At 74.4% G+C, this 26519-nt stretch carries 19 protein-coding genes and 1 tRNA gene; 10 read left to right on the forward strand and 10 right to left on the reverse strand.

The window, feature by feature from the left end:
* The first annotated feature begins 108 nt into the window (after window positions 1–108).
* From tmk to AB0L74_RS13240, 4 genes are all read left to right on the forward strand, one after another.
* Window positions 109–3546, forward strand: coding sequence for a dTMP kinase (tmk, locus tag AB0L74_RS13225; protein ID WP_365649807.1), 3438 nt, complete (start codon window positions 109–111; stop codon window positions 3544–3546).
* A gap of 206 nt (window positions 3547–3752) precedes the next feature.
* Complete coding sequence (locus AB0L74_RS13230) at window positions 3753–4958, forward strand: DNA polymerase III subunit delta' (RefSeq protein ID WP_365649810.1); 1206 nt, start codon at window positions 3753–3755, stop codon at window positions 4956–4958.
* Between the two features lie 132 nt (window positions 4959–5090).
* Window positions 5091–6698: an alpha/beta hydrolase gene (locus AB0L74_RS13235; protein WP_365649813.1), complete on the forward strand. Its 1608-nt coding sequence runs from the start codon at window positions 5091–5093 to the stop codon at window positions 6696–6698.
* A gap of 118 nt (window positions 6699–6816) precedes the next feature.
* Window positions 6817–6890, forward strand: a tRNA-Thr gene (locus AB0L74_RS13240).
* A gap of 178 nt (window positions 6891–7068) precedes the next feature.
* Here AB0L74_RS13240 and AB0L74_RS13245 read toward each other — a convergent pair.
* The 8 genes from AB0L74_RS13245 to AB0L74_RS13280 all read right to left on the reverse strand — a co-directional run bounded on the left by AB0L74_RS13245 (window position 7069) and on the right by AB0L74_RS13280 (window position 14948).
* Window positions 7069–7584: a hypothetical protein gene (locus AB0L74_RS13245; RefSeq protein ID WP_365649816.1), complete on the reverse strand. Its 516-nt coding sequence runs from the start codon at window positions 7582–7584 to the stop codon at window positions 7069–7071.
* A 64-nt stretch (window positions 7585–7648) separates the two neighbouring features.
* Window positions 7649–9115, reverse strand: a complete 1467-nt coding sequence (locus AB0L74_RS13250) for an NAD(P)/FAD-dependent oxidoreductase (protein ID WP_365649819.1) — start codon at window positions 9113–9115, stop codon at window positions 7649–7651.
* Window positions 9112–10839 (reverse strand): ABC transporter ATP-binding protein, encoded by a 1728-nt coding sequence (locus AB0L74_RS13255; protein WP_365649822.1) that lies wholly within the window; start codon window positions 10837–10839, stop codon window positions 9112–9114. Before AB0L74_RS13255 ends, AB0L74_RS13250 begins: the two co-directional genes overlap by 4 nt.
* The gene (locus AB0L74_RS13260; protein ID WP_365649825.1) at window positions 10836–11642 is read right to left on the reverse strand and encodes a class I SAM-dependent methyltransferase; all 807 of its coding nucleotides are present in this window, start codon (window positions 11640–11642) and stop codon (window positions 10836–10838) included. Before AB0L74_RS13260 ends, AB0L74_RS13255 begins: the two co-directional genes overlap by 4 nt.
* 192 nt (window positions 11643–11834) lie before the next feature.
* Window positions 11835–12455 (reverse strand): hypothetical protein, encoded by a 621-nt coding sequence (locus tag AB0L74_RS13265; protein WP_365649828.1) that lies wholly within the window; start codon window positions 12453–12455, stop codon window positions 11835–11837.
* Window positions 12452–14377: an alpha/beta fold hydrolase gene (locus AB0L74_RS13270; protein WP_365649831.1), complete on the reverse strand. Its 1926-nt coding sequence runs from the start codon at window positions 14375–14377 to the stop codon at window positions 12452–12454. The genes AB0L74_RS13265 and AB0L74_RS13270 overlap by 4 nt, the downstream gene beginning before the upstream one ends.
* Window positions 14378–14509: 132 nt before the next feature.
* Window positions 14510–14674 carry a hypothetical protein gene (locus AB0L74_RS13275; protein ID WP_365649834.1) on the reverse strand — a complete coding sequence of 55 codons (165 nt, stop codon included), beginning with the start codon at window positions 14672–14674 and terminating at the stop codon, window positions 14510–14512.
* Between the two features lie 73 nt (window positions 14675–14747).
* Window positions 14748–14948 (reverse strand): hypothetical protein, encoded by a 201-nt coding sequence (locus AB0L74_RS13280; protein WP_365649836.1) that lies wholly within the window; start codon window positions 14946–14948, stop codon window positions 14748–14750.
* Window positions 14949–15456: 508 nt separating this feature from the next.
* On the opposite strand from AB0L74_RS13280, the gene AB0L74_RS13285 reads away from it, so the two are divergent.
* The 4 genes from AB0L74_RS13285 to AB0L74_RS13300 all read left to right on the forward strand — a co-directional run bounded on the left by AB0L74_RS13285 (window position 15457) and on the right by AB0L74_RS13300 (window position 19182).
* Window positions 15457–16554 carry an ABC transporter ATP-binding protein gene (locus AB0L74_RS13285; protein WP_365649839.1) on the forward strand — a complete coding sequence of 366 codons (1098 nt, stop codon included), beginning with the start codon at window positions 15457–15459 and terminating at the stop codon, window positions 16552–16554.
* Window positions 16551–17318 (forward strand): ABC transporter permease, encoded by a 768-nt coding sequence (locus AB0L74_RS13290; protein WP_365649842.1) that lies wholly within the window; start codon window positions 16551–16553, stop codon window positions 17316–17318. Before AB0L74_RS13285 ends, AB0L74_RS13290 begins: the two co-directional genes overlap by 4 nt.
* A gap of 74 nt (window positions 17319–17392) precedes the next feature.
* On the forward strand, window positions 17393–18580 hold the full coding sequence (locus AB0L74_RS13295; RefSeq protein WP_365649845.1) for a histidine kinase: 1188 nt from the start codon (window positions 17393–17395) through the stop codon (window positions 18578–18580).
* Complete coding sequence (locus AB0L74_RS13300; protein ID WP_365649848.1) at window positions 18577–19182, forward strand: response regulator transcription factor; 606 nt, start codon at window positions 18577–18579, stop codon at window positions 19180–19182. Before AB0L74_RS13295 ends, AB0L74_RS13300 begins: the two co-directional genes overlap by 4 nt.
* A gap of 29 nt (window positions 19183–19211) precedes the next feature.
* On the opposite strand, the gene AB0L74_RS13305 is transcribed toward AB0L74_RS13300, so the two are convergent.
* Complete coding sequence (locus AB0L74_RS13305) at window positions 19212–19919, reverse strand: GPP34 family phosphoprotein (RefSeq protein ID WP_365649851.1); 708 nt, start codon at window positions 19917–19919, stop codon at window positions 19212–19214.
* Window positions 19920–20141: 222 nt separating this feature from the next.
* Between AB0L74_RS13305 and AB0L74_RS13310 the strand changes: the two genes are divergently transcribed.
* Window positions 20142–21035, forward strand: a complete 894-nt coding sequence (locus AB0L74_RS13310; RefSeq protein ID WP_365649854.1) for a glycosyltransferase — start codon at window positions 20142–20144, stop codon at window positions 21033–21035.
* A 477-nt stretch (window positions 21036–21512) separates the two neighbouring features.
* A complete protein-coding gene (locus AB0L74_RS13315; RefSeq protein WP_365650071.1) occupies window positions 21513–24791 on the forward strand; it encodes a BTAD domain-containing putative transcriptional regulator in 3279 nt (1092 codons plus the stop codon).
* Here AB0L74_RS13315 and AB0L74_RS13320 read toward each other — a convergent pair whose 3' ends face one another.
* The gene (locus AB0L74_RS13320) at window positions 24792–26477 is read right to left on the reverse strand and encodes a bifunctional 3'-5' exonuclease/DNA polymerase (protein ID WP_365649856.1); all 1686 of its coding nucleotides are present in this window, start codon (window positions 26475–26477) and stop codon (window positions 24792–24794) included.
* Between the last annotated feature and the right edge of the window lie 42 nt (window positions 26478–26519).

Below are 26519 nucleotides of genomic sequence, written 5' to 3' on the forward strand. Positions count from 1 at the left end.
CACGGTGACGTTCGCGAAACGAACGCCCCGGCATCGATTCGGTGTCGGGGCGCGCGTACGTTCGGGCGGGAGCGCCGGAGTGTCCGCCGGTCCCGATAGGCTGAACGCATGACGCGAGCCGAGCAGCCAACGGCCCCTCACCCGGACCCCGACGACGCCCTGGTCGCGGACTCCCGCGAGCGTGCCGTCCGCGCCCTGTTGCGCCGGCCGCGGCTGCGGCGGTTGTGGAGCGCGCAACTGGTGGGCGGTGTCGGAGACGCGCTCGCCCTGTTCGTACTGGTCGTCCTCGCCGTCCAGGCGGCGACCGGCGCCGGTTCCTTCGGCGGCGGCTACCGGGGCGTGGCGTTCGCAGTGGCGACCGTTTTCGGCGTGCGCATCCTGGCGACGCTGCTCTTCGGCGCCGTCCTCCTCGGCCCGCTGACGTCGCTCACCTCACCGGACGGTCCGCTGGACCGGCGCTGGACCATGGTCGGCGCGGACGGCCTGCGGGCCGCGCTGCTGATCGTCGCGCCGCTGTGGATCGACTGGACACCGGACGACGCCCTCGCCGTCCTCCTGGTGACCGTCTTCGTCTCCGGCGTCGCCGAGCGGTTCTGGACGGTGTGCCGGGAGAGCGCGGCGCCCGCGCTGCTGCCCGCGCCGCCCCCGGAGGGCGCGACGGTACGTCCGCTGCCGGACCACCTGGGCGCCCTGCGCCGCCTGTCCCTGCGTACGTCCTTCGTGGCGATCCCCCTCGCGGCGGCGGCCCTCGTCGTCGCGGGGCTGCTGAACAACCTGCTGGGCGCCGGCGTCGGCTGGTTCGCCGCGCACCAGGCGGCCCTCGCCTCCTACGTCGCGGCCGGGATGTTCGCCGCCTCCCTGTCCGTGCTGTCCTTCCTGGACCTGCCCGCCACCCGCACCCCCCGCGCGCGGTCGCCGCTGGAGGGCCTGCGCCGCCCGAGGACGGCCGCGGGCGCCGACAAGGGCCGTACGGGTGCCATCCCGCTGCTGGTGCTCGCCTGCGCGGCGGTCGCCGGGGCGGTGGCCGCCGCGGTCGCGGTGGCGGTGCTGCACGCCAAGGACCTGGGCGGCGGACCGGTGCTGTACGGGCTGGCCGTGGGCGCGCTGACCGGCGGTGTCGTCGTCGGCATCCGGACGGCCCCCGCCCTGCTGCCGTCCCTCTCGCGCCGCCGGCTGCTGTCCCTGGCGGTCGCCTTCGCCGGCGTCGCCCTGCTGGCCGCCGGGCTCGTCCCCGACGGCACCACCGTGCTGCTGATCCTGGCGCTGGCCGGAGCCGGCGCGGGCGTGGCCGCCAACACCGGGCACACCCTGCTCGACCAGGAGGTCGAGGACCACCGCCGGGCCCGGACGACCGGGCACCTGCACGCGGTGGTCCGCGTCTGCGTGGCGCTCGGCGCGGTGATCGCCCCCGTGGTCGCCGCGGGGATCGGGCCGCACCGCCTGGAGAACGGCAGGTTCGTCTTCGCGCACGGCGGCGCCGCGTTCACGCTGATGCTGGTCGGCGCGCTGCTGCTGCCGGTGGCCGCGCTGGTGCTGGCCAAGGGCGACGACCGCTCCGGGGTGCCGCTGCGGCACGACCTGAGGGACGCGCTGCTGGGCGGCGACGACCCGGTGCAGGCGCCCACGCGGACCGGTTTCTTCATCGCCCTGGAGGGCGGCGACGGGGCCGGGAAGTCCACGCAGGCCGAGGCGCTCGCCGAGTGGATCAGGGCCAAGGGCCACGAGGTCGTGCTCACGCGTGAGCCGGGCGCGACGCCGGTCGGCAAGCGGCTGCGGTCCATCCTGCTGGACGTGTCCAGCGCCGGGCTGTCGCACCGCGCCGAGGCCCTGCTCTACGCGGCCGACCGCGCCGAGCACGTCGACACCGTGGTCCGGCCCGCGCTGGAACGCGGCGCGGTGGTGATCACCGACCGCTACATCGACTCCTCCGTGGCCTACCAGGGCGCCGGCCGCGACCTGTCGCCGACCGAGATCGCCCGGATCAACCGCTGGGCGACCGACGGGCTGGTCCCGCACCTCACCGTGCTGCTGGACGTCGCCCCGGAGGCCGCCCGCGAGCGGTTCACCGAGGCGCCGGACCGGCTGGAGTCGGAGCCGGCCGAGTTCCACGCGCGCGTACGGGCCGGTTTCCTCGCCCTGGCCGCGTCCGACCCCGGGCGCTACCTGGTGGTGGACGCGGGCCAGCAGCCCGAAGCCGTCACGACCGTGATCCGGCACCGGCTCGACCAGGTCCTGCCGCTGTCCGAGGCCGAGATCAAGGCCCGGGAGGAGGCCCGCCGCAAGGCCGAGGAAGAAGCCCGCCGCAAGGCGGAGGAAGAGGCCGCGCGCAAGGCCGAGGAGGAGCGCCTGGAGCGCGAGCGCCAGGAGCAGCTCGCGCGGCTGCGCGCCGAGGAGGAGGAGCGCAAGCGGCGCGAGCTGGAGGAGGCCCAGCGCCGCGAGGCCGAGCGGCAGGCCGAGGAGGCCCGGCGACGGGCCGAGGAAGCCCGCCGGCGCGCCGAGGAGGAGCGGGCGCGGCTCCTGGCGGAGGAGCAGGCGCGCGCCGAGGAGGAGGCCCGGCGCCGGGCCGAGGAGGAACGCCGCCGCAAGGAGGCCGAGGAGGAGGCCCGGCTGCGCGCCGAGGCCGAGGCGCGGCGCCTGGAGAAGCAGCGCAAGGCCGAGGAGGCCCTGCTCCGCGCCGAGGAGGCCCGCCGGGCGGCCGAACAGGCGGCGGCAGCGGCCGCGGCGGGCCCGCGGCCCGTCGCCCCGGACCCTGGCGCGGCGGCCGGGAACGTGGCTCCGGGGGCCTCCCCGCGGCCCGGGTCCCCCGACGCACCCGGCGCGGCGACCGTGCCGACGCCGGTGGTGACGCCGGCGAACGCCTCCGGGGGGCCGCCGGAGGATACGGCGGTACCGCGCCCGGTACGGGACGAGCGGGACCAGCCGGACCCGCGCGGCGGGCAGGACTGGCCCGGCGGGCAGGACCGGCAGGACGCGTGGGAGCAGGACGCGCGGGCCGCTCACGGGGAGCGGTGGGGCGCCGGAGAGCCCTCCGGCGCGCCGGACTCCCCCGTGACCGGGTCTCCCGTGCCGGAGTCCGAGGTGACGGCCGAGCTGCCGAAGCCGCCGGTTCCGCCGGGCGCGGCGGACGAGACGGCGGTGCTGCCGCAGGTGGCGCCGGGTGCCGCGGACGACACCGCGGTGCTGCCGCAGGTGTCGCCGGGCGCCGCCGACGAGACGGCGGTGCTGCCGCAGGTGTCGCCCGGTGCCGCCGACGAGACGGCCGCCCAGCCGCCCGTGCCGGGGGAGAACCCCGCGGACCGGGTGCCGCCGGGCTACTTCCGGGACGAGCGTCCCGACGCCCGGCCGGACGGTTCCGAGGGCCGTACGCGGGAGCTGCCCCAGGTCGACGCCGGCCAGGCACCCCGCAGGAAGCGCCCCGACTGGGCCGAGGAGACGCCCCTGGACGATCTGCCGACCCTGGCGGACGAGCTGCTGGGACCCCGTGACGACGAGCACGGGGACACCGGCGGCGACGGCCGGGGAAGGGGCCGGGGCCGGGGACGCTGAGCGGGAGCGGCCGCGGTCGTACCGCCAGACCGGACGGAGCCGGTTGAGGACCCCGGCGGCGCTTCCCGTCGCGGGAGCGCCGCCGGGCGCCGGCCGCCCCTCCCGGGCGGCCCCGGTTGTCAGTGGTCGGCCGCACAATGGATGACGCCGCGAGGAGCGCGTGCGACGAGCGCGACGCGCAGTGTGAGGGAAGGACGGCGTGACCCATGAGCGTGTGGGACGACCTCGTCGGGCAGGAGAAGGTGAGCGAGCACCTCACCGCCGCTGCCCGGGACGCCGATGCCCTGGTCACGGCAGCGGCGGCCGACACCCCCCCTCCCGAGGCGTCGAAGATGACGCACGCCTGGCTGTTCACGGGGCCGCCGGGCGCGGGCCGGACACAGGTGGCGCGCGCCTTCGCCGCCGCGTTGCAGTGCGTGAGTCCCGACCGCGCGCTGGGCGGCGTCCCCGGCTGCGGCTTCTGCGACGGCTGTCACACCGCCCTGATCGGCACCCACGCCGACGTCACCACGATCGCCGCCGTCGGCACGCAGATCCTCGCCCGGGACATGCGGGACACCGTCCGCAAGTCCTTCACCTCGCCCGCGAACGGCCGCTGGCAGGTCATCCTCGTCGAGGACGCCGAGCGGCTGAACGAGCAGTCGGCCAACGCGGTCCTGAAGGCCGTGGAGGAACCGGCTCCCCGCACGGTGTGGCTGCTGTGCGCCCCCTCCATCGAGGACGTGCTGCCCACGATCCGCTCCCGCTGCCGCCACCTGAACCTGCGGACGCCGTCGGTCGAGGCCGTCGCCGACATGCTCGTACGCCGCGAGGGCGTCGAGCCGGAGGTCGCCGCCGCCGCGGCCCGCGCCACCCAGGGCCACATCGGCCGGGCCCGCCGCCTGGCCACCGACCCGGCCGCCCGGGAGCGCCGGGCCGCCGTGCTCAAGCTGCCGCTGCGCGTCGAGGACGTCGGCGGTGCGCTGAAGGCAGCCCAGCAGCTGGTCGACGCCGCGACGGAGGACGCCAAGCAGCTCGCCGAGGAGACGGACGCCAGGGAGACCGAGGAGCTGAAGGCGGCACTCGGCGCCGCCCAGGGCGGGCGGCTGCCGCGCGGCACGGCGGGCGTGGTGAAAGACCTGGAGGACATGCAGAAGCGCCGCAGGACCCGCACCCAGCGCGACAGCCTCGACCTCGCGCTGTCCGAGCTCACCGGGTTCTACCGCGACGTACTCGCCCTCCAGCTCGGCTCCCGGGTGGCGATCGCCAACACCGACGCCGAGGACGCCCTGGAGCGCCTCGCGCGCGGCAGTAGCCCGGAGGCCACCCTGCGCCGTATCGAGGCGATCGCGGCCTGCCGGGACGCCCTCGACCGCAACGTGGCACCGCTGCTCGCGGTGGAGGCGATGACCATGGCGCTCAGAGCGGGCTGAGGCCGCCTCCCGCGGACGGCGTGTCCGCCGCGGTCCCCGCCGGTGAAGGCCGGACTCCTGTCGGCGTAACTCGTCCGGGCCACGGCGAGCACACAGCGCGTGCGGAGCGTCGCGCACCGTTACGCTCGCTGGATGCACACAAGGCGCTCTCTCCGCAGGACCCGTACCGGAACCGCGGCCACTCGCATCGCCAGCCTCCTCGCCGCCCTGCTCGTCACCGCCTGCTCCTCCCAGAGCCCGTCGAGCTCCGCCGGGCCGGCGGCCGAGACGACGCGGACGGCGGCCCCGGCGCTGGCCGCGCTTCCCCGCTCCACTCCCTCCGTCCTGGCGCCGTACTACGGGCAGAAGCTGCGGTGGCGCGACTGCGGCGTCCCCGGCTTCCAGTGCGCCACGATGAGGGCACCGCTCGACTACGCCAAGCCGTCCGAGGGAGACGTCCGGCTCGCCGTCGCCCGCAAGAAGGCCACCGGCCCGGGCGAGCGGCTCGGTTCCCTGCTGGTCAACCCGGGCGGACCGGGCGGCTCGGCCGTCGGATACCTCCAGCAGTACGCGGGCATCGGCTACCCGGCGCAGGTCCGCGCCCGCTACGACATGGTGGCGGTCGACCCGCGCGGTGTCGCCCGCAGCGAGCCCGTGGAGTGCCTCGACGGGCCGAAGATGGACGCGTACACGCAGACGGACGTCACGCCGGACGACGCCAAGGAGACCGACGGCCTCGTCGACGCCTATAAGAGGTTCGCCGAGGGCTGCCGCGCGGACGCGCCGAAGCTGCTGAGCCATGTCTCGACCGTCGAGGCGGCCCGGGACATGGACATCCTCCGGGCGGTGCTGGGGGACCGGAAGCTGACCTACGTGGGAGCGTCGTACGGGACGCTCCTCGGGGCGACGTACGCCGGGCTGTTCCCGGACCGGGCGGGACGGCTGGTGCTGGACGGTGCCATGGACCCGTCGCTGCCCGCCCGGCGGCTGAACCAGGAGCAGACGGCGGGCTTCGAGACGGCGTTCCGGTCGTTCGCCGAGGACTGCGTACGGCGGGCCGACTGCCCGCTCGGCGGCCAGGGCACCACACCCGCGCGGGCCGGGCGGAACCTGAAGGCGTTCTTCGACCGGCTCGACACCCGCCCGGTCCCCGCCGACGACACCGCGGGCCGCGGGCTCACCGAGTCCCTGGCCACCACCGGCGTGATCACGGCCATGTACGACGAGGGCGCCTGGCAGCAATTGCGCGAGGCACTCACCTCCGCGATGAAGCGGAACGACGGCGCCGCACTGCTGACCCTGTCCGACAGCTACTACGAACGCGACCCAGGCGGCCGCTACAGCAACCTCATGTCCGCCAACGCCGCCGTGAACTGCCTGGACCTCCCCGCCGCCTTCGCCTCCCCCGAGGAGGTGCGCAAGGCCCTGCCCGCCTTCGAGAAGGCGTCGCCCGTCTTCGGTGAGAGCCTCGCCTGGGCGTCCCTGAACTGCGCGTACTGGCCGGTGAAGCCCACGGGCGAACCGCACCGCATCCAGGCGCAGGGCGCGCCCCCGATCCTCGTGGTCGGCACGACCCGCGACCCGGCGACCCCGTACCGCTGGGCCCGCTCCCTGGCCGGCCAGCTGTCCTCCGGGCATCTGCTCACCTACGACGGCGACGGCCACACCGCCTACGGCCGCGGCAGCTCCTGCATCGACTCCGCGATCAACGCCTACCTCCTGCGCGGCACGGCACCGGCGGACGGCAAGCGCTGCTCGTAACCGCCCCACCGGCTCGCGACCGGCCCCGGAACATCCGGCTCCGGGGCCGGTGCGAAGCACTCCCGGAAACTGTGTAGACTTACCGTCGTTGCTGATCGCACCATGGTGCGGACGGCGTGCCGCTTTAGCTCAGATGGCCAGAGCAACGCACTCGTAATGCGTAGGTCTCGGGTTCGAATCCCGAAAGCGGCTCTGAAGAACCCCAGGTCATGTATCCCTTGACCTGGGGTTTTCGCGTTCACCGGATACGGCGACGGCGGTGGCGGGCGCGTGCCGCTCGGCCAACGCCGTTCCAGGTCCGCCACGGCCTCCGCCCGGAGACCGTGGCGGGTGGCGGATGTGCCGGGAGGGCGGGCAGACCCCGTGGGCGTCAGCCGCCCACCGGCCATGAGGTCACGGACTGCCAGGGGCCGCAGTCGCTGGTGTCCGTGGTGCCCCGGCACACGGCCACCGAGCCGGTGTAGGTGGGGAGGTAGAAGAGGCGCGTCTCGACGGGGGCCGTACCGGTGCCGCACTGGCTGACGTGCTTGCGCGGTTGGGCCGGAGCGAGGTCGTACATCCAGCGGAACCACACGGAGTAGCACTCGGTGCCGCTGTTGGCGAGGGTGCCGCGGATCACCAGATCGGGGAAGCCGGTGCTGCCCCTCTCGGTCCAGCGGTCGCCCGACGCGGTGGCCGTGCCGTGGGAGACCGACCAGGGGACGGTCGCCTGCGGGGCTTGCGGGGCCCGGGCGGTCTGGGCGGCGGCGGGCGACGAGGGTTCGGCGGCGGCCTGCGGGGCCAGGCCGGTGACGGAGACGGCCGCGAGCAGGGCGGCGGACGCGCCGGTGGCCAGGGCACGGGCGCGGTCGGCCCCGCGGGTACGGAGAGGAGACCGGACGGGCACAGTGATCGCTCCTTCGGTGGGAGAGGGGGCTGGTTGCGCTGGGCGGAGGGCCGGCCGTCGGCCGTCAGCCGGTCAGCGCGGGCTGGGGCGCCAGGGAGGGCGCTCGGCGGATGCCGAACTCGCGCCGCAGCGCCGACAGGGCGGCCAGGTGGCCGCACATGCCGTGCACTCCCGGGCCGGGCGGGGTGGAGGCGGAGCACAGATAGACACCGGGCAGCGGGGTCCGGTACGGATCGGCCCGCGCGACCGGCCGGGCCAGGCTCTGGGAGAGCGTCATGGCCCCGGCTCCGATGTCCCCGCCCACGTAGTTGGGGTTGTACTCCTCGTAACCGGCGGCGGTGACGCTCCGGTGCGCCACGATGGTGTCGGTGAACCCGGGCGCGTACCGTTCGACGCGCCGCCGGATCAGGTCGTACGGGTCGTCCGTACTGCCGTGGGGCACATGCGCGTACGCCCACACCGGGCGCCTGCCCCGGTGGGCCCGGCCGGGGTCGGCGGCCGCGGGGTCCACGAGCAGGACGAAGGGCTCGCCGGTGGCCACGCCCTGGGCGGTGAGGGTCTCCTGCCGGAACATCTCGGCCTGGGTGCCGCCGAGGTGGACCGTGGACGCCAGGGCGGTCGCCGGGTCGCGCCAGGGGATGGGCTCGGACACCAGGAAGTCGACCTTGGCGGCGCCCGGCCCGTGGCGGAACCGTTCCAGCCGGGCACGGTAGCGGGCGGGCAGCCGGTCGCCGGCGATCCGGACGAGCCCCCGGGGAGCGACGTCCAGGAGCACCGCCCGCGCGGGCGGCAGCTCCCCGAGATCCGTCACCGGCCGCCCGAGGTGGAACGCCCCGCCGTGGGCGGTGATGTCGGCCGCGAGGGCCTCCGCGATCCGGCCGCTGCCGCCGCGTGGCAGCGGCCATCCGGCGCGGTGCGCCAGATGCCCGAGGAGCAGCGCGACGGCCGCCCCGGGCAGGGTGGGCAGCCGTCCCACGACATGCGCGGCGACCCCGGTGAGCAAGGCCCGGGCGGGTTCCGCGGCGAACCGGCGGGCGGCCAGGGCGGTGCCGTGGCCGAGGACCCGGGTGGCGAGCCGCGGCGCGGCGGCCCCCGCGCGGGGCAGCGCCCGGGGGCCGGACAGGACGAGGTCCACGACCGCTTCGCTGCGGTCGAGCAGCGGGCCCATCAGGGCCCGCCAGCGCGGCCCGTCGGGGCCGAGCCCCCGGCAGGTGCGGTCGAGGTCGCGGTGGGCCAGGACGGTGGGGGCGCCGTCCAGCGGATGACCGTACGCGGCCTCGGCGTGCACGAGTTCCACCCCCCTGGCGGCCAGGGCGAACCGGGTGAAGAAGGGGGAGGCCGCGGCCAGCGGGTGCACGGCGGAGCAGATGTCGTGCACGATGTCGCGGTCGAAGAGGGACTCGGTGCGCAGCCCGCCGCCGATGGTGTCGCGCGCTTCGTACAGTTCCACCTTCAGGCCGGCGCGGGCCAGGGTGACGCCGGCGGCGAGCCCGTTGGGGCCGGTGCCGACGATGACGGCGTCCGGTGTCATGCGGCGCTCTCCCGCTCCGCGCGCACCGCTTGCAGCTCGGTGAGCCGGCGGTACAGACCGTTGGTCTCGTGGAGATCGGTGTGCGTGCCGGTGGCCTGCACCGTCCCCCGGTCCAGTACGACGATCCTCCGCGCCCGGGTGATGGTGGAGAAGCGGTGCGCGATGGCGACCACCGCGCAGTCGCGGGAGATCGCGGCGATGCTGTCGCGCAGCGCCGCCTCCGACTCGCTGTCGAGGCCGGCGGTGGCCTCGTCCAGGAGCAGGATCCTGGGCCGCTGAAGCAGCGCGCGGGCGATGGCCAGGCGCTGGCGCTCGCCGCCGGAGAGGCCGCTGCCGCGTTCGCCGAGTTCGGTGTCGAGCCCGTCCGGCAGGGCGGCGATCACGTCGGTGAGATGGGCCATGCGCAGCGCCTCGGCGATCTCGCGCTCCCCGGCGTCCGGGGCCGCGTAGGTGAGGTTCTCGCGGATGGTGCCGCGCAGCAGGGTGTGGTCCTGGTCGACGTAGCCGACGAGGGAGCGCAGCCGGTCGAGTGGCATGCCGGCGATGTCCGTGCCGCCGATGCGGATCGACCCGGACGACGGTTCGTAGAGCCGCTCGACGAGTTGGAACAGGGTGCTCTTGCCCGCGCCCGAGGGCCCGACGAGAGCGGTGAGCCCGCGTTCGGGGACGGTGAACGACACCTTCTCCAGGACGGGGGGAGCGTCGGCGGCGTAGGAGAACGAGACCTCGTCGAAGGAGAGGCCGTATCCCCCGGACGCCGCCCCGTCGCGGGAACCGCCCGGCCGGTCCTCCTCCTGCTCGACCGCGCCGAGTTCGGCGATGCGGTCCAGGGACGCCCTGCCCTGCTGGAACTGCGCGATCGACATGAACAGCATCACCAGCGGCGACACCAGGTAGAAGAGGTACATCATGAACGAGGTCAGATCGGCGGGCGCCATGTCGCCGGTGGCCACGCGGGCCATGCCCCAGGCGATGACGACCGTCAGCGCGATCTGCGTCCCGACGTTCATGGCCGGGGTGAGCGCCGCGGACAGCGCCGACACCTGGATGCCGGAGCGCCGGGCCCGCCCGGCGAGCGCGGAGATCCGCTCGGTCTCGCGCTCCTCGGCGCGCGAGGCCTTCACCGTCGGCAGCGCGCCCAGCACCCGCATCAGAGCGGAACCGAAGGCGCTGGTGTCCTCCCGGTTGGTCACCGACAGCCGGCGGACCTGACGGGCGAGCAGCAGCGAGACGGCGCTGGCCGCACCGAGGCAGCCGAGCGTGGTGGCGAGCAGCGGCGGATCGAGCCAGGCCATCATGGCTATCCCGCCCACGACCATGAAGGCGCTGGTGACGATCTGGGCGAGGGCCTGGGTCATGCAGATCCGGGCCACCGAGGTGTCGGTCACCATGCGGCTGAACACGTCCCCCTGGTCCCAGCGGTGGTACGACGGGAGCCGGGAACGCAGCAGCCGGGCGGTCAGGGTGTGCCGGATGTCGTAGACGATGTTCTCCCCGGCGCGCCCGATGGCGTACGCGTGCAGCGCGGCCAGCGCGGCGTCGGCGGCGAACAGCGCGGCGGCCAGCAGCACCGGGCCGGTGAGCGAGCGGTCGGCCGCGACGGCCTCGATCAGCTCGCCGATGACCACGGGCTGGGCCAGCGTCGCCGCCGCCCCGACGACGCCGAGGACGATGCCGCCCAGCAGCAGGGGGCGGTGCCCGCGCGCGGTCTGCCAGACGTTCACGGGGCGGCCTTGACGTAGGTGGAGACGAACATGGGGGACTGCTCGGTGTAGGGGGAGTCCTCGCCGTGCCAGCCCGCCGTCCGGCTCTCCGGCTCCAAGCCCGCCTCACGGGCGTACGCGTCGACCTCGTCCGGGTGGGTCAGCCGGGACAGTTCGGTGCCGACACGGGTGGTGCCGTCCGCCTCGTACCAGATGTGGGAGCAGTGCCACAGGCCGCCTTCGGGCAGCAGCGTGGAGTGCGTCTGGAGCCCGGTGCCGGGCTGCGGATACGGGGTGAAGTAGGTGGCGCGGCTGCGCCCTTCGTGGAGGGCGAGGATGGCGGGCTTGTTGTGGGTCTCCACGACCAGGCGCCCGCCGGGGATCAGCAGGTCGGCGGCGCGCCGGACGGCCTGCCGCTGTTCCTCCGGGCTGAGCAGCATCGACAGGGTGCCGCAGACGCAGTAGACGAGACCCGCGGTGCGGCCGGAGGTGTAGGTGCGGATGTCCGCGTGCACCGGCTCGACGGAGGTTTCCCCGCCGAGCGCGTCGCGCAGCCTGGCGAGCATCTCGGGCGAGGAGTCGACGCCGGTGACCGGGCCGACGTACGCGGACAGCGGCAGCGCGATCCGCCCGGTGCCGACTCCGAACTCGACCGTGCCCGCCGAGGGGGCGGGGTGCAGCGCGGCCAGCCGTTTCGCGGTGGCCGCGGCCGATTCGTCCTGGGGGAAGAGACGGTCGTACCAGCCGTCGAACTGCCGCCCGTAGCCGATGTCCTCCACCGTGCCGCTCGCGGCCTGTGCGGTGCCGGTGCTCCCTGTGCTCACTGACGCTCCCTCTTCTTCCTCTTCGGTCCCGCTTCGGTTCCGCACCGGCCTCGGGCGGCGGGCTCCTGCCGGAGGCGGCGGGGGTTGACGGCTTCGGGCGGTCCGCGGACGGCTACCGCCGCCTGAGCACGCCGTAGGCGATGGCCCCGGCGATCGCGACTCCGATGGCGATGACGAAATAGGCGGCCATGGTCAGGTCCTCGCTTCGGTCTTGGCGCCTGCCGCCGGAACGGCCGGCGCGTGCGGGTCGAGAGGGGTGTACGGGGAGACGAAGACCATCTCGGGATCAGGGCCCTTGTCGTACCCCGTGGCCCGGACCAGCGCGAACTGGAATCCCTTGACGGTCCGGGCCGCGTCGCCCCGGCTGTTGATGGTGACGCGCAGATGCTCGGTGAGCGTGCGGTACGCGGAGGTGCGGGTGACCACCGCGAAGCCCTTGTCGATGACGTGCAGGATCTCGCTGCAGATGTCGAAGACGGCCTTCTCGGGGCGGCGGGTCGGGAACCAGACGATCTGCCAGGGCTTGCGCCCTTCGATCACGTCGACGCCCTGCCACGGCGAGGTGGTGCCGTCCGCGCCGAGTGTGCGGTAGACGAAGTGGTAGTCGTGCATGGCCGGCGTCGGCGCGAAGAACCGCCAGTTCGGCAGTACCGAGAAGGTGTCCTTCAGCTGGAGCCGGTTGAACATCGGGTGGGGGTGCTGGGTGGCGAGGGTGCCGAGCAGCATCGCGGCTCCGGCGAGCCGCCAGGCGGCGCCTTCGCCCGTCAGCAGGTGCCTCGCGACGGCGCGCGGTCCCCGCGGGGTGGTGGTCATGCCGCCTCCTTCCCGGCGGAGGGACCGGCGGCCGGGCCGGCCGCGGAGCCGGCGGCCGGGGCGCCCCGGCCGTGGGCGGTACCGGCGCCGGGGAGGCCGTCGAAGAACGCGATGACGCGGTCGGCGACCTGGTGGGCGAAGCGGCTCTGGGTGAGCACGGTGTCGTGGCCCGCGCCCTCGATGACCACGGTGGCGGTCCGGCCGCCCTGGTGGGCGTCGGCCAGTTCCTTGTGCATCAGCAGCTGCTCGGGGTCGCGGTCGACCGTCTGCTGCGCGGAGACGACCAGGCCGTGCGCGCCCTCGATCCGCTCCAGTTCACCGGAGAAGGACCGGAAGTCGGCCTCCACGGCGTCCCATTCGCGGCGCCCGGCCTCCCACATCCGTACGTCGGCGTACTGGGCGAAGGCCTTCTTGCGGTACGCGACGGGCAGCGCCTCGACCCACTCGGGACGAGCCATGAGGACGCCCGTGCCCAGGCGCAGGAACCAGGCCATCTGGGTGAGCGAGCCGCGCAGCTTCTCGGCGGTGTCGCTCTGCTGCGTGGAGCGGTTGAGCTCGCCGGGGTGGGAGGAGTCGAGGTAGACGACGCCGTGGACGCGGTCGCCCAGGCGAAGGGCGGCCCGCCGGGCGATCTCCCCGCCCAGCGAGTGGCCGACGAGGATCACCTCGCGGTGCGCGGCGACGGCACCGTTCACCAGGTCGACGAGGTCGTCGACGGATTCCGACAGCCGGAACGGGGCGCCGCTGCGGTAGCGGCTTCCGGCGTATCCGGCGCGGGCGTACGTGACGACCCCGTACTCGGTCTCCTTGGCCAGCCGTTCGGTGATCCAGGCGAAGTGCTCGCTGGTGGACACCATGCCCGCGGCGAACACCATGACCGGCCGCTCGCCGTCGCCGTTGGACAGCACCTCGTACTGGAGCTCGTTGCCATGGCGGGTCGTCAGGAAGCGTGAGGTGTGCCAGCCCTCGGTGGTGCGCAGCCGCCGCTGGACGGCAGTGCCGGCGCCGGCCGCCACCATGGCCGCGAGCAGTGCCAGCGCCGTGGGCAGGGCGCGGTCGTCGCGCCCCGCGACGGCGGGGTGGCTCCTGGGCGCCGAGGTGTAGGCGACCGTCGGATGCATCGAGGTGAAGGCCGTCACGAACCGGCCGAGGCCCATGAAGTAGCCGTTGGCCAGGTGGAAGGCGGCGGCGCTCGCGATGAACGGGCGGGCCAGCAGCCCGCCGCGCGCGTAGGCCAGCGGGAAGAGGCATTCCAGCGCCAGCACCCCGTGGGTGAGCAGCCGGGCCGCCTTGGGATGCTCCTGGGTCCACCGGTACATGCCCTCGTGGCCGTAGGTCCTGGTGCGCATCACTCCGCCGAGGGCGGAGGCGTCGCGCCACGGCTCACCGAGGAGCTTGACCCAGCCCGAGATCAGATACGAGAGATTGGCCTGGAGGGCGACGTACCACAGCAGGGCGTCCTTGGCCTGGGGGGACGGCACCAGCCGTGCCGCGCCGGTGGCGGTCTGCACCAGTATCGCCACCTGGTCGGAGCCGTCGGTGCCGTAGCGGTGGCGGGGGTAGAGCAGGGCCGAGGTGGCCCCCAGGAAAAGGCTTCCGGCGCCGCGCAGGCGGGAATCGCCGGGGAGCAGCATGCCCGCGGCCACGGCGGCGCGGGCGATGTGCAGGGCGGTCGTGGTCCCGGGGCCGCTGACGGTGTTCAGCAGCCTGCGGACCAGCGGGGTCGATTCCGCCTGGACGTCTTTGACGATGTCCCAGTCGTTGAGCCCTCCCTTACGCATCTGTCTGCGCTGTGAGAGGTATTCGAGGGACGACGTCAGACTGGTGACGGCGGCGAGCCGTTCCGACATGCCCAGGGCGCGGTCCCGGCTCACCGGAGCCGGCCCGAACACCGCGGAGGCGATCCTTCTGGCGAATTTCATAGGCGTCTCTTTCACAGCGCTCCGGACAGAGAGCTAGGCTCATCAAGGGTCTGCCGGGCCAGAACGCACCTCTGGCCCGGCAGACGTGATGAATCTGCCCCTTCATGCCTCAGCCGTCAGGGGCGGAGAGCATCAGCCGGCCTGGCGGCCGAGCTCGTACGCGCCGATGATGGCGGAGGAGATCGCCACGCCGCCCAGGAAGGCGCCGGGCGTAGCCAGCACGGGGCTGGCCTCGGGGAAGATGACACCTTCCTCGGGGAGTTCCATTTCATTGACGGCGCGAATGACGTCGTTCACGTCCAGGTCCTTTCGCATTCCGGGATCGGACGCGTCCCGGGGATGTATGAGGGTGTGCGGCTGGTGCCGTGGGTCAGCCCACCGCGCGGCCCAGGGCGTAGGCGCCGCCGACCAGGGTCGCGCCGCCCACGAAGGCGCCCACGGCCTTGGCGCCGCCGATGGCGGCGAGGGCGGCCGCCGGGGTGGCGAGGACCGGGAGCTGGTCGGTGTGGGCGTCGGCGGCCTCGATCGGGCCGAGGTCCAGGCTGTTGACGAACGAGACGATCTCGGTCATGACATTCCTCTTCCGTGACTGGTTTTTCCGTGGTTTTCCGTGGTTGAACAGCCGCCCCCGGCATTCCGCGCGGAAATGCGGAGCGGTCGTGCTGCCGCCGTGCCTGATGATCAGCGAGCCGGGAACGGGCGCGGCCGGTCCTGCGACAGGGCGGTGACGATGAGGGGTCGTCCGCTTTCCCCCGTCGTGGACCATGCGTCCGGTCCGGCGTGCCGACCGTGCCAAATGGACGGTCATCGCAGCACAAGAAGCCGTTTCAGGCATGGAAATCCCCGTCCCCCTGTGGCGCTGTCCGGTCTGCTCTGCCATCGGTCGGTCATTCCGATGTGATCTCGGGCGGCGTGCAGGAAGGATGTAACACCATCTCAGCATCCGATATATGACCTGCATCACACTGAAAATTGGACGATCATATTCCGTGGAATGACAGATGTCATGGTCCGCCATGACATCTGTCATGAGAACCCATGACAGTTCTCATCACCGCGGGGCTTCGTGTTCGGCGACGATGTCTTCCATGACAGCCGGAATTCAGTCGAATGTGATTGAGGTCACAGACGTATGGCGCCGGTACGGACCCCCCGGGCCGCGCGGTTTCGATGCGGTGCGGGGCGTCCAACTGACCGTGGGTGAGGGGCAGTTGTTCGCGCTGCTGGGGACCAACGGAGCCGGCAAGACCTCCACGGTGGAGCTCATCGAAGGGCTCGCCAGCCCCGCCAGGGGCACCATTCGGCTCTTCGGCGGACTCGACCCCGTACGGGACCGCAAACGGGTGCGCACCCGCACCGGCGTGATGCTCCAGCACGGCGGCTTCCCCGCCGACCTGACCGTGGCGGAAACCGTCCGCATGTGGGCCTCGTGCACCACGGAACCCAGGCCGCTCGACGAGGCCGTGTCCATGGTGGGCCTGTCCGGGCGCAAGGACGTCGCGGTCAAGAACCTCTCCGGAGGCGAGAAGCGGCGCCTCGACCTCGCCCTGGCCACCCTCGGCCGGCCGGATCTGCTCTTCCTGGACGAGCCCACCACCGGCATGGACCCGGAGGGCCGGCACGACACCTGGGAGATCATCAAGTCACTGCGGTCCGAGGGCACCACGATCCTGCTCACCACGCACTACCTCGAAGAGGCCGAGCAGCTCGCCGACCGGCTGGCGATCATGCATCGGGGGCGGATCGCCGCCAGCGGAACCGTCTCGGAAATCGTCGACGCCTATCCCTCCACCCTCCGATTCCGGCTCCCGCCCGGCCTGACCCCGCACGACCTGCCGCCCGCCGCCGAACTGCGGGCCGGCCTGCGGGTCACCGCCGGCGGCCGGGTCGAGCTGTCCACCAGGGACCTCCAGCACACCACCACCGAAGTCCTCGTCTGGGCCCGCTCCCGGGGGGCGACCCTGCACCAGCTCGACGCCAGTTCCGCCTCCCTGGAGGAGGCGTTCCTGCGGATCGCCAGGGAGCAGGACGAGAGTCCGGACGAAGGCCACGACGAAGGCCAGGCCGAAGGTACGGAGCGGACCTCGGGCCCGTCGCGGGCACCGGACCCGTCGGGGATGTCGGCGGCACGGCGGACCGCGGAGCCGGCGGCCCAGCACGCGGAGGAGACCGTATGAGCACCCGGGCGGCCCATCTCACCGCGCTCTCCAGGGCCGAACTCACTCTCTTCCTGCGCAGCAAGAGCAATCTCTTCAACGTCCTGGTCGTCCCGGTCCTGATCGTCATGGGGTCCACCACGATCATGGAACGGTTCGAGCTCGGCGACGCCGGTCTCGCCCTGGGCCAGGTGATGATCTCCACCACGGCGGGCATCGTCCTGATCATGGCCCTGTACGCGCCCCTCATCGGCGTCTATGTGCTGCGCCGCGAGGAACACGTCCTCAAACGGCTGCGCACCGGTGAGGTCGAGGACCTGATCGTCCTCGCGGGGCCGGCCGTCCCCATGGCCCTGGCCGCCGTCTTCCAGTTCGCCCTGATCGCCACCGCCGTGTCGGTGATCGCGGGGCTCGGCATCCCCGCCGCCCCCCATCTGGTCGTCCTCGGCATCGTGCTCGGAACGCTGCTCACCACGGCCGCGGCGGCCGTCAGCACCGCCGCCGCCCGGACCGCGGAGAGCGCCCAGGGCGTCAGCACCATCGGCTTCCTGCTCCTGCTGCTCACCTCCGGCACCCTCATCCCGCTGGAGGTGCTGCCCGACGCCCTCGGCGACGTGCTGCGCTTCTTCCCGCTGACCCCGGTCATCGAACTGGTGCGGACCGGCTGGACCGGTCAGGACGCCGGGGTGATTGACTCATTGGCCAGGATCCTGACGCTGCTCGCCTGGACCACCGTCGCCGCATGGGGGGCGCTGCGCCGGTTCCGCTGGGAACCGCGTGTCTGACGGCCCCGACCGGGCGGACGGCGACGCACGGCTCGGCACAGCGCGTTCGCACCGAGGGAGTACGGGGAGTGGCCGTGTCGGAGACGGCGCAGTACCGGACGGACGTCGACAGGGCGACGCAGCAGACGCGCTGGATGCTGTGCTCCATGCCGTGGCTGCTGCTCGCCTCCCTGCTGTGGCCGCTGCTCAGTCATTTCGATGCCACCCGGACGCCCGCCGCCGTCGGCTGGTGGACCGCGGTTCTCTCCGCTCTCCAGGGCATCGGCGCCACGACGGCCGTCGCCTGTACCGTCGGCCGGGCCGCCCGGCCCAGGGCGCTCGTGGCCGCCGTGTCCGTGCTGACCCTCGTCGAACTGGTCCTGTTCTCCCAGGCGTACCGCACCGGAGGGTTCGACGGCACCCGCATCCTGGTCATCGCCTCGATCGTGGTGGCCATCCCGCCGGCCTTCGCCCTCGCGCCGGTGCTCCGTTCCGCGCCCTACGCGGGGGCAGCCCTCGCCGAGACCGCGGCGTGCGGCGCCGTCGTCCTCTCGCTCGAACGCGACGCCGCGCCCGCCGCGCTGCTCCTCACCGCCATCACCTGGCTGGTCATCGGGGCGCTCATGCGCTCCTCGCTGTGGTTCCTGGCCGTGCTGTGGCAGCTCAACGCCGCCCGGGAGGTGCAGGCCCGCCTCGTCGTCGCCGAGGAACGCCTGCGCTTCGCCCGCGACCTCCACGACGTGATCGGCCGCACTCTCTCGGTGGTCGCCCTCAAGGCCGAACTCGCCGAGCGCCTGGCGCAGAACGCGACGGCCCGGGCGGAGCTCGCGGAGGTGCAGAGCCTCACCCGCGGACTGCACAAGGAGATCAGGGACGTCATCAAGGGGTACCGCACGGCGGACCTGTCCACCGAACTCCAGGGCGCCCGCTCGGTCCTGGAGGCGGCGGGGATCACCTGCCGGATCCACGGCGACGACGACTCCGCCCTGAGCGAGGAGATCCAGACCGCGCTCGCCTGGGTGGTCCGCGAAGGCGTCACCAACGTGCTGCGCCACTCCCACGCGAGCCACTGCGCCATCCGCCTGGCCCGCGCCGACGACGGCGCCACCGAGCTGACCATCACCAACGACGGCATCGGCCAGCCGGCCTCCGAGGGCAGCGGCAGCGGACTGGCCGGCCTCGTCGAGCGCCTGGCCCCGCTCGGCGGGACCCTCCGGCACGGCCCCCGCGCCAGGAACACCTACCGTCTGAGCGTGCGCATACCCAAGGGAGCCCACCGATGATCCGTGTCCTGCTCGCCGACGACGAGCACCTCATCCGCGGTGCCCTCGCCGCTCTGCTCGCCTTCGAAGACGACCTGGACGTCGTCGCCGAGGCCGCCACCGGAAACGAGGCCGTCGCCATGGCACTCCACCACAAGCCCGATGTCGCCGTCCTCGACCTCCAGATGCCGGAGAAGGACGGAATCGCGGTGGTCCGGGAACTCGCCCGTGACCTGCCGGACTGCAAGTCGCTGATCGTCACCAGCCACGGACTGCCCGGTCACCTCAAACGCGCGCTCGCCCACGGCGTCAAGGGCTTCGTGGCCAAGACCGTCTCGGCGCAGGAACTCGCCACCATCATCCGCACCGTGCACGCCGGCCACCGTTACATCGACCCCATCCTGGCGGCGGAGGCCATCAGCGCCGGCGAGTCCCCGCTGAGCTCCCGCGAGGCCGACATCCTCTCCCTCGCCGCCGACGGCGCCCCGATCGAGGAGATCGCCGAACGGGCGGCCCTTGCCCCCGGGACGGTACGCAACTATCTGTCGTCCGCGACCTCGAAACTCGGGGTGGAGAACCGCCACGCCGCCGCTCATCTGGCGCAGCAGCGCGGCTGGATCTGAGTCCCGGCGCGGGCGGGGCCGTATCCGGGTCAGCCCGTCGCCGCGATCGTGGTGGTGGCCGCCGTGGTGGACGCGACCACCATCATCACCGTCCGCATGGACCGGATCGCCTCCCGGAGGCTGTCGCCTACCCGGTGCCCTTCGGCGATCTCCGCCATCCGCGGCTTCACCCGTTCCGCGAGCTCCTTGCGTGACAGGCCCGGGAAGGCGATCCGGTGCAGCTCGGCCGCGTCCAGCAGCGCCACCAGACCCGTGGTGCGGTCGTCCGGCCGCTCGCCCTCCAGCACGACCGCCGTGAGCCGCTCACGCAGCTCCCGTTCCACCGCTCCGTCCGCCTCCGGGTAACGCCGCACCGGGAACAGTCCCAGGACCCGGTGCTTCTCCTCGCGCACCAGGCCGCGGTCGAGAAGGCTCCGGACCGTCGCCTCCACGGCCTTTACCTGGTCCTTCGTCAGCCAGTCCTGTGCCTTGCGCCTCGTCTTGCCCCCACCCGCGCGAGGGGAGGGACCGGCCCATTCGACGATCTTCTCAAGCCGTTCGTCCAGCAGGGGGGTGCCGGTCGGGGAAGGGTCCGCGACTTCCAGGAGGCCGTCCTCGACCGTGACACGGCCGGCCAGGACCAGTTCGAGGAGCGTGCCGCTCGCCACTCCCCAGCCCGCGGACAGCCGGTCCTTCGCCTCGCCGGACGCGTCGTCCAGCGACAGCAGCATGATTTCTTCACCCAGCGTGACGCTCATGGCATCCATCAATGGCTCTCCGCCTCGTCGACAGGTCATAGGTAAAGACTCGGATCCGTCCGTCCCAGTTCCCGGCGGTGCGATCCCGTCCGGTCTCGTAGGACTTGTCGGGGTTTCCGGTCAACGGCGCGCGTCCTCCGCGGAGCCCCGCCGTGAACGGCTAGGGTCAAACGAGACCGCGGCATCGCGCGAGCGCTGTTTCCGGCAGGGAGAGGTGAGGGCATGGGGGCGCCGGGGATCGCGGTGGCCGTGGTGACCATGGGGAACCGGCCCGCCGAAGTGGACGCCCTGCTGGAGTCGGTGGCCGCGCAGGACGTGCCGCCCGCGCGGATCGTGATCGTCGGCAACGGCTGTCCGCTGCCCGAGTTCGCCCGGCGGCTCTCGCTGCCCGGGCAGGTCACCACCATCGAGGTCGACGAGAACCTCGGCTGTCCCGGCGGGCGGAACGTGGCCCTGGCGCGGCTTCGGGAGTACGGCGACACCGACGTGGTCGTGGAACTGGACGACGACGGGCTGCTCGTCGGCGCCGACGTCCTGCGCCGCGTGCGGGATCTGTTCGCCGCCGACGACCGGCTCGGCATCGTCGGATTCCGGATCGCCGACGAGCACGGGCAGACGCAGCAGCGGCACGTGCCCCGGGTCGGCTCGGCGGACCCGATGCGGGGCGGTTACGTCACCGGGTTCCTCGGCGGCGGGCACGCGCTGCGGATGGCGATGCTCGACGAGGTGGGCGACTGGCCGGCCGAGTTCTTCTTCGCCCATGAGGAGACCGACCTGGCCTGGCGCGCCGCCGACGCGGGGTGGCGGATCCTGTACGCGCCCGAGCTGCTGCTGCGGCACCCGAAGACCTCGCCGGCCCGGCACGCCGTCTACTTCCGGGTCAACGCCCGCAACCGGGTCTGGCTGGCCCGCCGCCGGCTGCCGCTGCCGCTCGTGCCCGTGCACCTGGGGGTGTGGCTGCTGCTGACCCTCGTACGGAACCGGTCGCGCGCCGGGCTGCGCGCCTGGTTCGGCGGGTTCGCGGAAGGCGTCCGGCAGCCCGCGGGGGAGCGGCGGCCCATGCGCTGGCGGACGGTGTGGCGGCTCACCCGGCTGGGCCGGCCGCCCGTCATCTGACCCCGGCCGTCGTCCGTCGCGGTCCCCGGATCGTCCGCCGTCCCCGCGGCCGCCGGCCGTGCGCGCGGTCCGTCGTTCGCGTGCACCCGGTCGTCCGCCCGGCGGCGGGCGCGGTGGCGGCATGGGCGAGGGCCCCGGTCGTTCACCTCTGACGACCGGGGCCCCCGCACGGCGCCGGATCCGGCCGCGGCGGCGACACTCCCCCGAGCAACGCGTCTACGCGCGCACCCCCGGGCCAGATCCGATGTAGTGATCCCATCAGGACTTGCCAACGGATGGCTAACATGTGGCCAACACTCCTCCGCTTCGCCACTTGTTGGGGCGGACGCGGACGAGCGGTGACGGAAGACGGCCGTACGGTAGCGGACCCCGGGCCGCGCCGGGCCGTCGGTGAGGAAGGTGGCGGAATACCGCCGGGAGCGGGGGGCTTCGTCCCCAAGCGCTCCGGCGACGGCGTGCGGAAAGGCAGTGGGCGGTGTGAAGCGGTGCGGGCTGCGGTTCGGGCTGCTGGGGCCGCCGGTCCTGTACGACGGCCCGCCGGACGGCGCGGACGCGTGGCGCGGGGGCCCGGCGCCGGGGGCCGCGGCCGGTGATGTCACCGGCCCCGCTCCCCGCGTCCGGGCCGTCGGGAGCCCCAAACTGCGTGTGCTGCTGGCCGCGCTGCTGCTCGAGGCGGGCCGGACCGTGACCGCCGAGTCCCTCAAGGAGGCGCTGTGGGGCGGTGCCCCGCCCCCGTCGGCGCGGGCGTCGCTGCACAACCACGTGGCCCGGCTGCGGCGGCTGCTCGACGATCCCGGGAGACTGCGCACGGTGCCGTCCGGGTACGCGCTGCGGGTCGGCGAGGGCGAGTTGGACGTCCATGTCTTCGAGGCCGGTGCCGCCGAGGTACGGTCCGCGCACGCCGCTCGGGCGTGGGATCGGGTCCTGCGCGCCAGTACGGCCGCGCTGGCGCTGTGGCGGGGGGCGCCGCTCGCCGGGCTGCCGGCCGAGGTGGGCGGATTCGCGTTCGCGCAACGCCTGGAGGAGGCCCGGCTGCTGCTCCTGGAACGGCGGTACGACGCCGCGCTGGCCCTCGGCGGCGCGCTCCTCGCGGACGCCGTACCGGAGCTGACCGCGCTGGTCGCCGAGCATCCGCTGCGGGAGGCGTACCAGCGGCAGCTCATGCTGGCCCTGCACCGCACCGGCCGCCAGGCCGAGGCGCTGGCCGTCCACCGCGATCTGCGGGCCCGCCTCGTCGAGGAACTCGGCATCGAGCCCGGACCGGCGGTGCGGAAGGCGCACGTGGAGGTGTTGCGGGGAGCCGCCGGCCGGGTACCCGAGGCGTCCCGTGTGGCGTCGGCGCCGCCCGCGCCCTCCGTGACCCGCGTGCCTCCCGCGACGCCCCCGCCGCCCGTGGCACCCGCGGCGCCCATTCCCTCCGCGTCCTCCCAGTCGCGGGACGCCGCCCCCGGTGACGGCCCCGGGGGCCACCGGCACCGGCCCTGCCCGCACCGGCCGCGACCCGCCCAGCTCCCCCCGCCGCCCGCCCACTTCACGGGCCGCGCGGACGTGCTCGACGGTCTGCGCCGTGCTCTCGTTCCCGGCGCGCGTCCGGCTGTCGCCGTCGTCAGCGGCATGGCCGGTGTGGGCAAGAGCGCGCTGGCCGTGCAGGCCGCCCACGCGGTGAAGGAGCGTTTCCCCGACGGCCAGTTGTACATCGACCTCCAGGGCGCGACCCCGGGCATGACCCCGCTGACCGCCGGGCAGGCCCTCACCGCACTGCTCCGTGATCTCGGAGCCGAGCCGGGCGGCATCCCCGAACACCCGCACGCCGCCGCGGCGTTGCTGCGCTCCCTGCTCGCGCCGACCCGTACGCTCCTGGTCCTGGACGACGCCGCGAACGCCGCGCAGGTACGGCCGCTGCTCCCGGCGGGCCCGTGCTGCGCGGTGATCGTCACCAGCCGGTCGCCGCTCACCGCCCTCGACGGAGCCCACCGCTTCCCGCTGGCGCCCCTGTCCGGGGAGGAGAGCGCGGCCCTGCTGCGCGCGGTCTCCCGGCGCGGCGGCCGGGAGGCGGACCCCGGACACCGGGAGGGAAGCGGTCACGGTCACCGGGACGGGGGCGGCCGAGGAGCGGGCGGCGGCCCCGGCGGCCTCACCGCCGACCATCCTCTCGTCGAGCTGACCGGCCGCCTTCCGCTGGCGCTGCGCGCCGTGGCCGCCCGGCTCGCCGCCCGCAGCGCCCTGACCCCGGACGTGCTGGCCGGCCGGCTGGCGGACGCCGAAGGCAGGCTGAACCACCTGGAGTACGACGATCTGAGCGTGCGCGCGTCCCTCGCCGTCGCGCACGACGCGCTCACCGCCTCCGACCGCGAGCCCGACCGGGACGCGGCCCGGGTGCTGCGCCGCATCGGAGCCCTCCACCTGCCCGCGTACGGCGCCCCGCTGCTGGCCCGCCTCACCGGCACCGACGAGCGCCGTGCCGAGGCCGCCCTGGACCGGCTGGTCGACGTGGCGCTGCTGGAGGAGACCGCGTACGGCCGCTACGCGCCCCACGATCTGGTCCGCGCCTTCGCCCGCGAACTCGCCGGGCCCGACGACGGCACGGACGCCACCGAGACCGCCCTGCGCTGGTACGCCGCCGTGGCCGAGCGCACCCTCACCGTCCTCCTCGGCCCCGGACCCGACCTGGACGACCGCCGTCGCCCGACCGCGGCGCAGCCGCCCGAGCACACCGCCCAGGTCGCCACCGTCCCCCCGTTCGCCTCGGCCGCGGCGGCCCTGGCCTGGTGGGACGGGGAACTGGGCAACGTGGTGGTGCTGGCCGAGCGGTGCGCCGGGGAGACCGGGCCGGCGAGGGCCGCCGACGGCGCCGACCGCCACGCCGCCTGGATCTCCGTCCTCGCCCGGCTGCTCTTCCCCTGCCTCCGGCGCGGCGGCCGGATCGCCGAGATGGAGGTGCTGGGGCGGGCCGCGCTGGGCGCGGCGCGGCGCCTGGGCGACGAGGCCGCCGAGGCGTACGCGCTGGGCGACCTCGCGGGCCTGCGCTTCCTGACCGGACGGCACACCGACGCCCTGGCCCTGAACGGCGAGGCGCTGGGGATCTGGCGGCGGCTCGGCAGGGCCGTCCGGGTCCACCGGTGCCTGGGCGACCGCGGTTTGCTGCTGGCAGGGCTCGGCCGGTACGCCGAGGCGGAGCGGGCCCTGCGCCGGAGCCTGGCCCGCGCACGGCGGCTCGACGACCCGTACGGCGAGGCCGTCGCCCGCGGCCGTCTCGGCGACCTCTACCAGCACACCGACCCGCGTGCGGCGATCGAGCAGCACCGCCGCTCACTCGCCCTCGGCGACGCGACCGGCAACGTGATCGTGCGGCACACCGCCCACTGCGGCATCGGCTACGCCCACCTCGCGCTCGGCCAGCCGGCGGCGGCCGCGGCGCACTTCTGGCGGAGCCTGTACATCCTCGGCGCCCACGGCGACTGGCACGGCGAGTCCCGCTCCCGCCTCGGTCTGGTCCGCGCCCTGCGCCGGCTGGACCGAAAGGACCACGCGGACCGCGCCTGCGCGGAGCTGCTGCGCCGCGCCGAGGCCCGCGCCGACCGCCACACCGAGGGTCTCGCCCGCCACCAGCTCGGGTTCCTGCTGCGGGAGCGGGGGCGCGCGGCCGAGGCGTACGAGCAGTGGCGGTCGGCCCTCGCCGCGCTGGACGGGACGGACGCGGCGGCGGTCGTGGGGGAGCTGAGGGAGCTCCTGCGCGACGGGCCGGAGACGACCTGATCACTTGGCGTCGGCATAGCACTCCACCACCGCCGTCGTGAACGGGAACCGCACCGGGGTGTCCCCGAACGTCAGCCGCCCGGCGAGGTCCGCCGCCTCCCGTATCGCCGCCACGACCGCGTCCGCCTCCTCCCGCGGGCAGTGCACGATCACCTCGTCGTGCTGGAAGAACACCAGCTCGGCCGCCAGGTCCGCGCAGGCGCGCCGCAGCGCGGCGAGGAGCAGCAGGGCCCAGTCGGCGGCGCTGCCCTGGACGACGAAGTTGCGGGCGAAGCGGCCCCGGGCGCGCGCGTCGGTGGAGGCGTAGCCGGGCACCCACGCCCGCTCGTCGGACTCCGCCCCGGCGAGCGGGATGCCGGCCTCCCCGGCCTCGTCGTCCTCCGGCCGGGCCGCCGGCGGGCAGGTCCGCCCGAGCCAGGTCCGCACCAGGCGTCCCTCCTCACCGGCGCGGGCGGCCTCGTCGACGTACGCCACCGCCTTCGGGAAGCGGCGTCTGAGCGCGGCCAGGTTCTTCAGTCCGTCACCGGAGGTCTGGCCGTAGACCGCGCCGAGCACCGCCAGCTTGGCCTGGGCGCGGTCGCCGGAGAAGGCGCGGTCGGACACCGCCTGGTAGAGGTCGGTCTCCCGGCCGGCCACCTCCATCAGCCCCGGGTCGCGGGAGACCGCCGCCAGCACGCGCGGCTCCATCTGGTCGGCGTCGGCGACCACCAGCCGCCAGCCCGGGTCGGCGACGACGGCCCGCCGGATCACCTTGGGGATCTGGAGCGCGCCCCCGCCGTTGGTCACCCAGCGCCCGGTGACCGTCCCGCCGGCCAGGAACTCGGGGCGGAAGCGCCCCTCGCGCACCCAGTCCTGGAGCCAGGACCAGCCGTGCGCCACCCAGATCCGGTAGAGCCTCTTGTACTCCAGCAGCGGCTGCACGGCCGGGTGGTCGACGGACTCGATCTCCCACCGCCGGGTCGACCTGACCTTGATGCCGGCCCGGGCGAACGCCCTGACCACGTCGGCCGGCAGGTCGGGCCGCACCCGGTGCCCGAACGCCGCGGACACCTCCTCCGCCAGCTCGGCCAGGCGGCGCGGCTCGCCCCCGCCCGCGTACCGCTCGCCGAGCAGGCCGTGCAACACCTCGCGGTGCACGTCGGCCCGCCACGGCAGGCCCGCGCGGTTCATCTCGGCGGCCACCAGCATCCCCGCCGACTCGGCCGCCGTCAGCAGCCGCATTCGGTCGGGGTGCGCGGCGCGGTCGTGCCGCCGCTGCTGCTCGGCGTAGACGGCGAGCAGGTCGGCCAGCGGCAGACGGACGCCCCGCGGCTCGAAGAGCGAGGACTGCGCGCCCGGCTCGGCGGACCGCTGGGGCGGATCGGGCGGTACGGGGCCGCCGCGCAGCCGGGCCAGGGCGGCGGCGGCCGACCGGGGTTCGCCGTACCGGCCCTCGTGGCCGAGCAGGAGCGTCTCGGCGTCCTCGATGTCGTAGCACCGCTCCACCCGCACCCCCGCGGCGAGCAGAGACGGATAGACCTCGGCGGTGGACCGCCACACCCACCGCGTGACGTCCGGGCGGCTCCGCACGGCCCCGGCGAGGTCGGCCTCCCGCCGCACCGGCCCGGCGGGCAGCCCGTCGGGGCCGAGGGGCGCGACCTCCACGCCGCCCCCCTCGGCCACCGCGAGCGCCCACCGGTCGGCCATGCCGCGAGTGTGGCAGGCGGGTCTGACAACGGCCCGCGGCGG

It is taken from the genome of Streptomyces sp. NPDC052020, assembly GCF_040680575.1.
Lineage (GTDB): Bacteria > Actinomycetota > Actinomycetes > Streptomycetales > Streptomycetaceae > Streptomyces.

Coding starts and splice junctions, on each gene's coding strand:
- tmk (WP_365649807.1), top strand. CDS start 109: ATGACGCGAGCCGAGCAGCCAACGGCCCCTCACCCGGACCCCGACGAC.
- AB0L74_RS13230 (WP_365649810.1), top strand. CDS start 3,753: ATGAGCGTGTGGGACGACCTCGTCGGGCAGGAGAAGGTGAGCGAGCAC.
- AB0L74_RS13235 (WP_365649813.1), top strand. CDS start 5,091: ATGCACACAAGGCGCTCTCTCCGCAGGACCCGTACCGGAACCGCGGCC.
- AB0L74_RS13250 (WP_365649819.1), bottom strand. CDS start 9,115: ATGACACCGGACGCCGTCATCGTCGGCACCGGCCCCAACGGGCTCGCC.
- AB0L74_RS13265 (WP_365649828.1), bottom strand. CDS start 12,455: ATGACCACCACCCCGCGGGGACCGCGCGCCGTCGCGAGGCACCTGCTG.
- AB0L74_RS13270 (WP_365649831.1), bottom strand. CDS start 14,377: ATGAAATTCGCCAGAAGGATCGCCTCCGCGGTGTTCGGGCCGGCTCCG.
- AB0L74_RS13280 (WP_365649836.1), bottom strand. CDS start 14,948: ATGACCGAGATCGTCTCGTTCGTCAACAGCCTGGACCTCGGCCCGATC.
- AB0L74_RS13285 (WP_365649839.1), top strand. CDS start 15,457: ATGTCTTCCATGACAGCCGGAATTCAGTCGAATGTGATTGAGGTCACA.
- AB0L74_RS13290 (WP_365649842.1), top strand. CDS start 16,551: ATGAGCACCCGGGCGGCCCATCTCACCGCGCTCTCCAGGGCCGAACTC.
- AB0L74_RS13300 (WP_365649848.1), top strand. CDS start 18,577: ATGATCCGTGTCCTGCTCGCCGACGACGAGCACCTCATCCGCGGTGCC.
- AB0L74_RS13305 (WP_365649851.1), bottom strand. CDS start 19,919: ATGAGCGTCACGCTGGGTGAAGAAATCATGCTGCTGTCGCTGGACGAC.
- AB0L74_RS13310 (WP_365649854.1), top strand. CDS start 20,142: ATGGGGGCGCCGGGGATCGCGGTGGCCGTGGTGACCATGGGGAACCGG.
- AB0L74_RS13320 (WP_365649856.1), bottom strand. CDS start 26,477: ATGGCCGACCGGTGGGCGCTCGCGGTGGCCGAGGGGGGCGGCGTGGAG.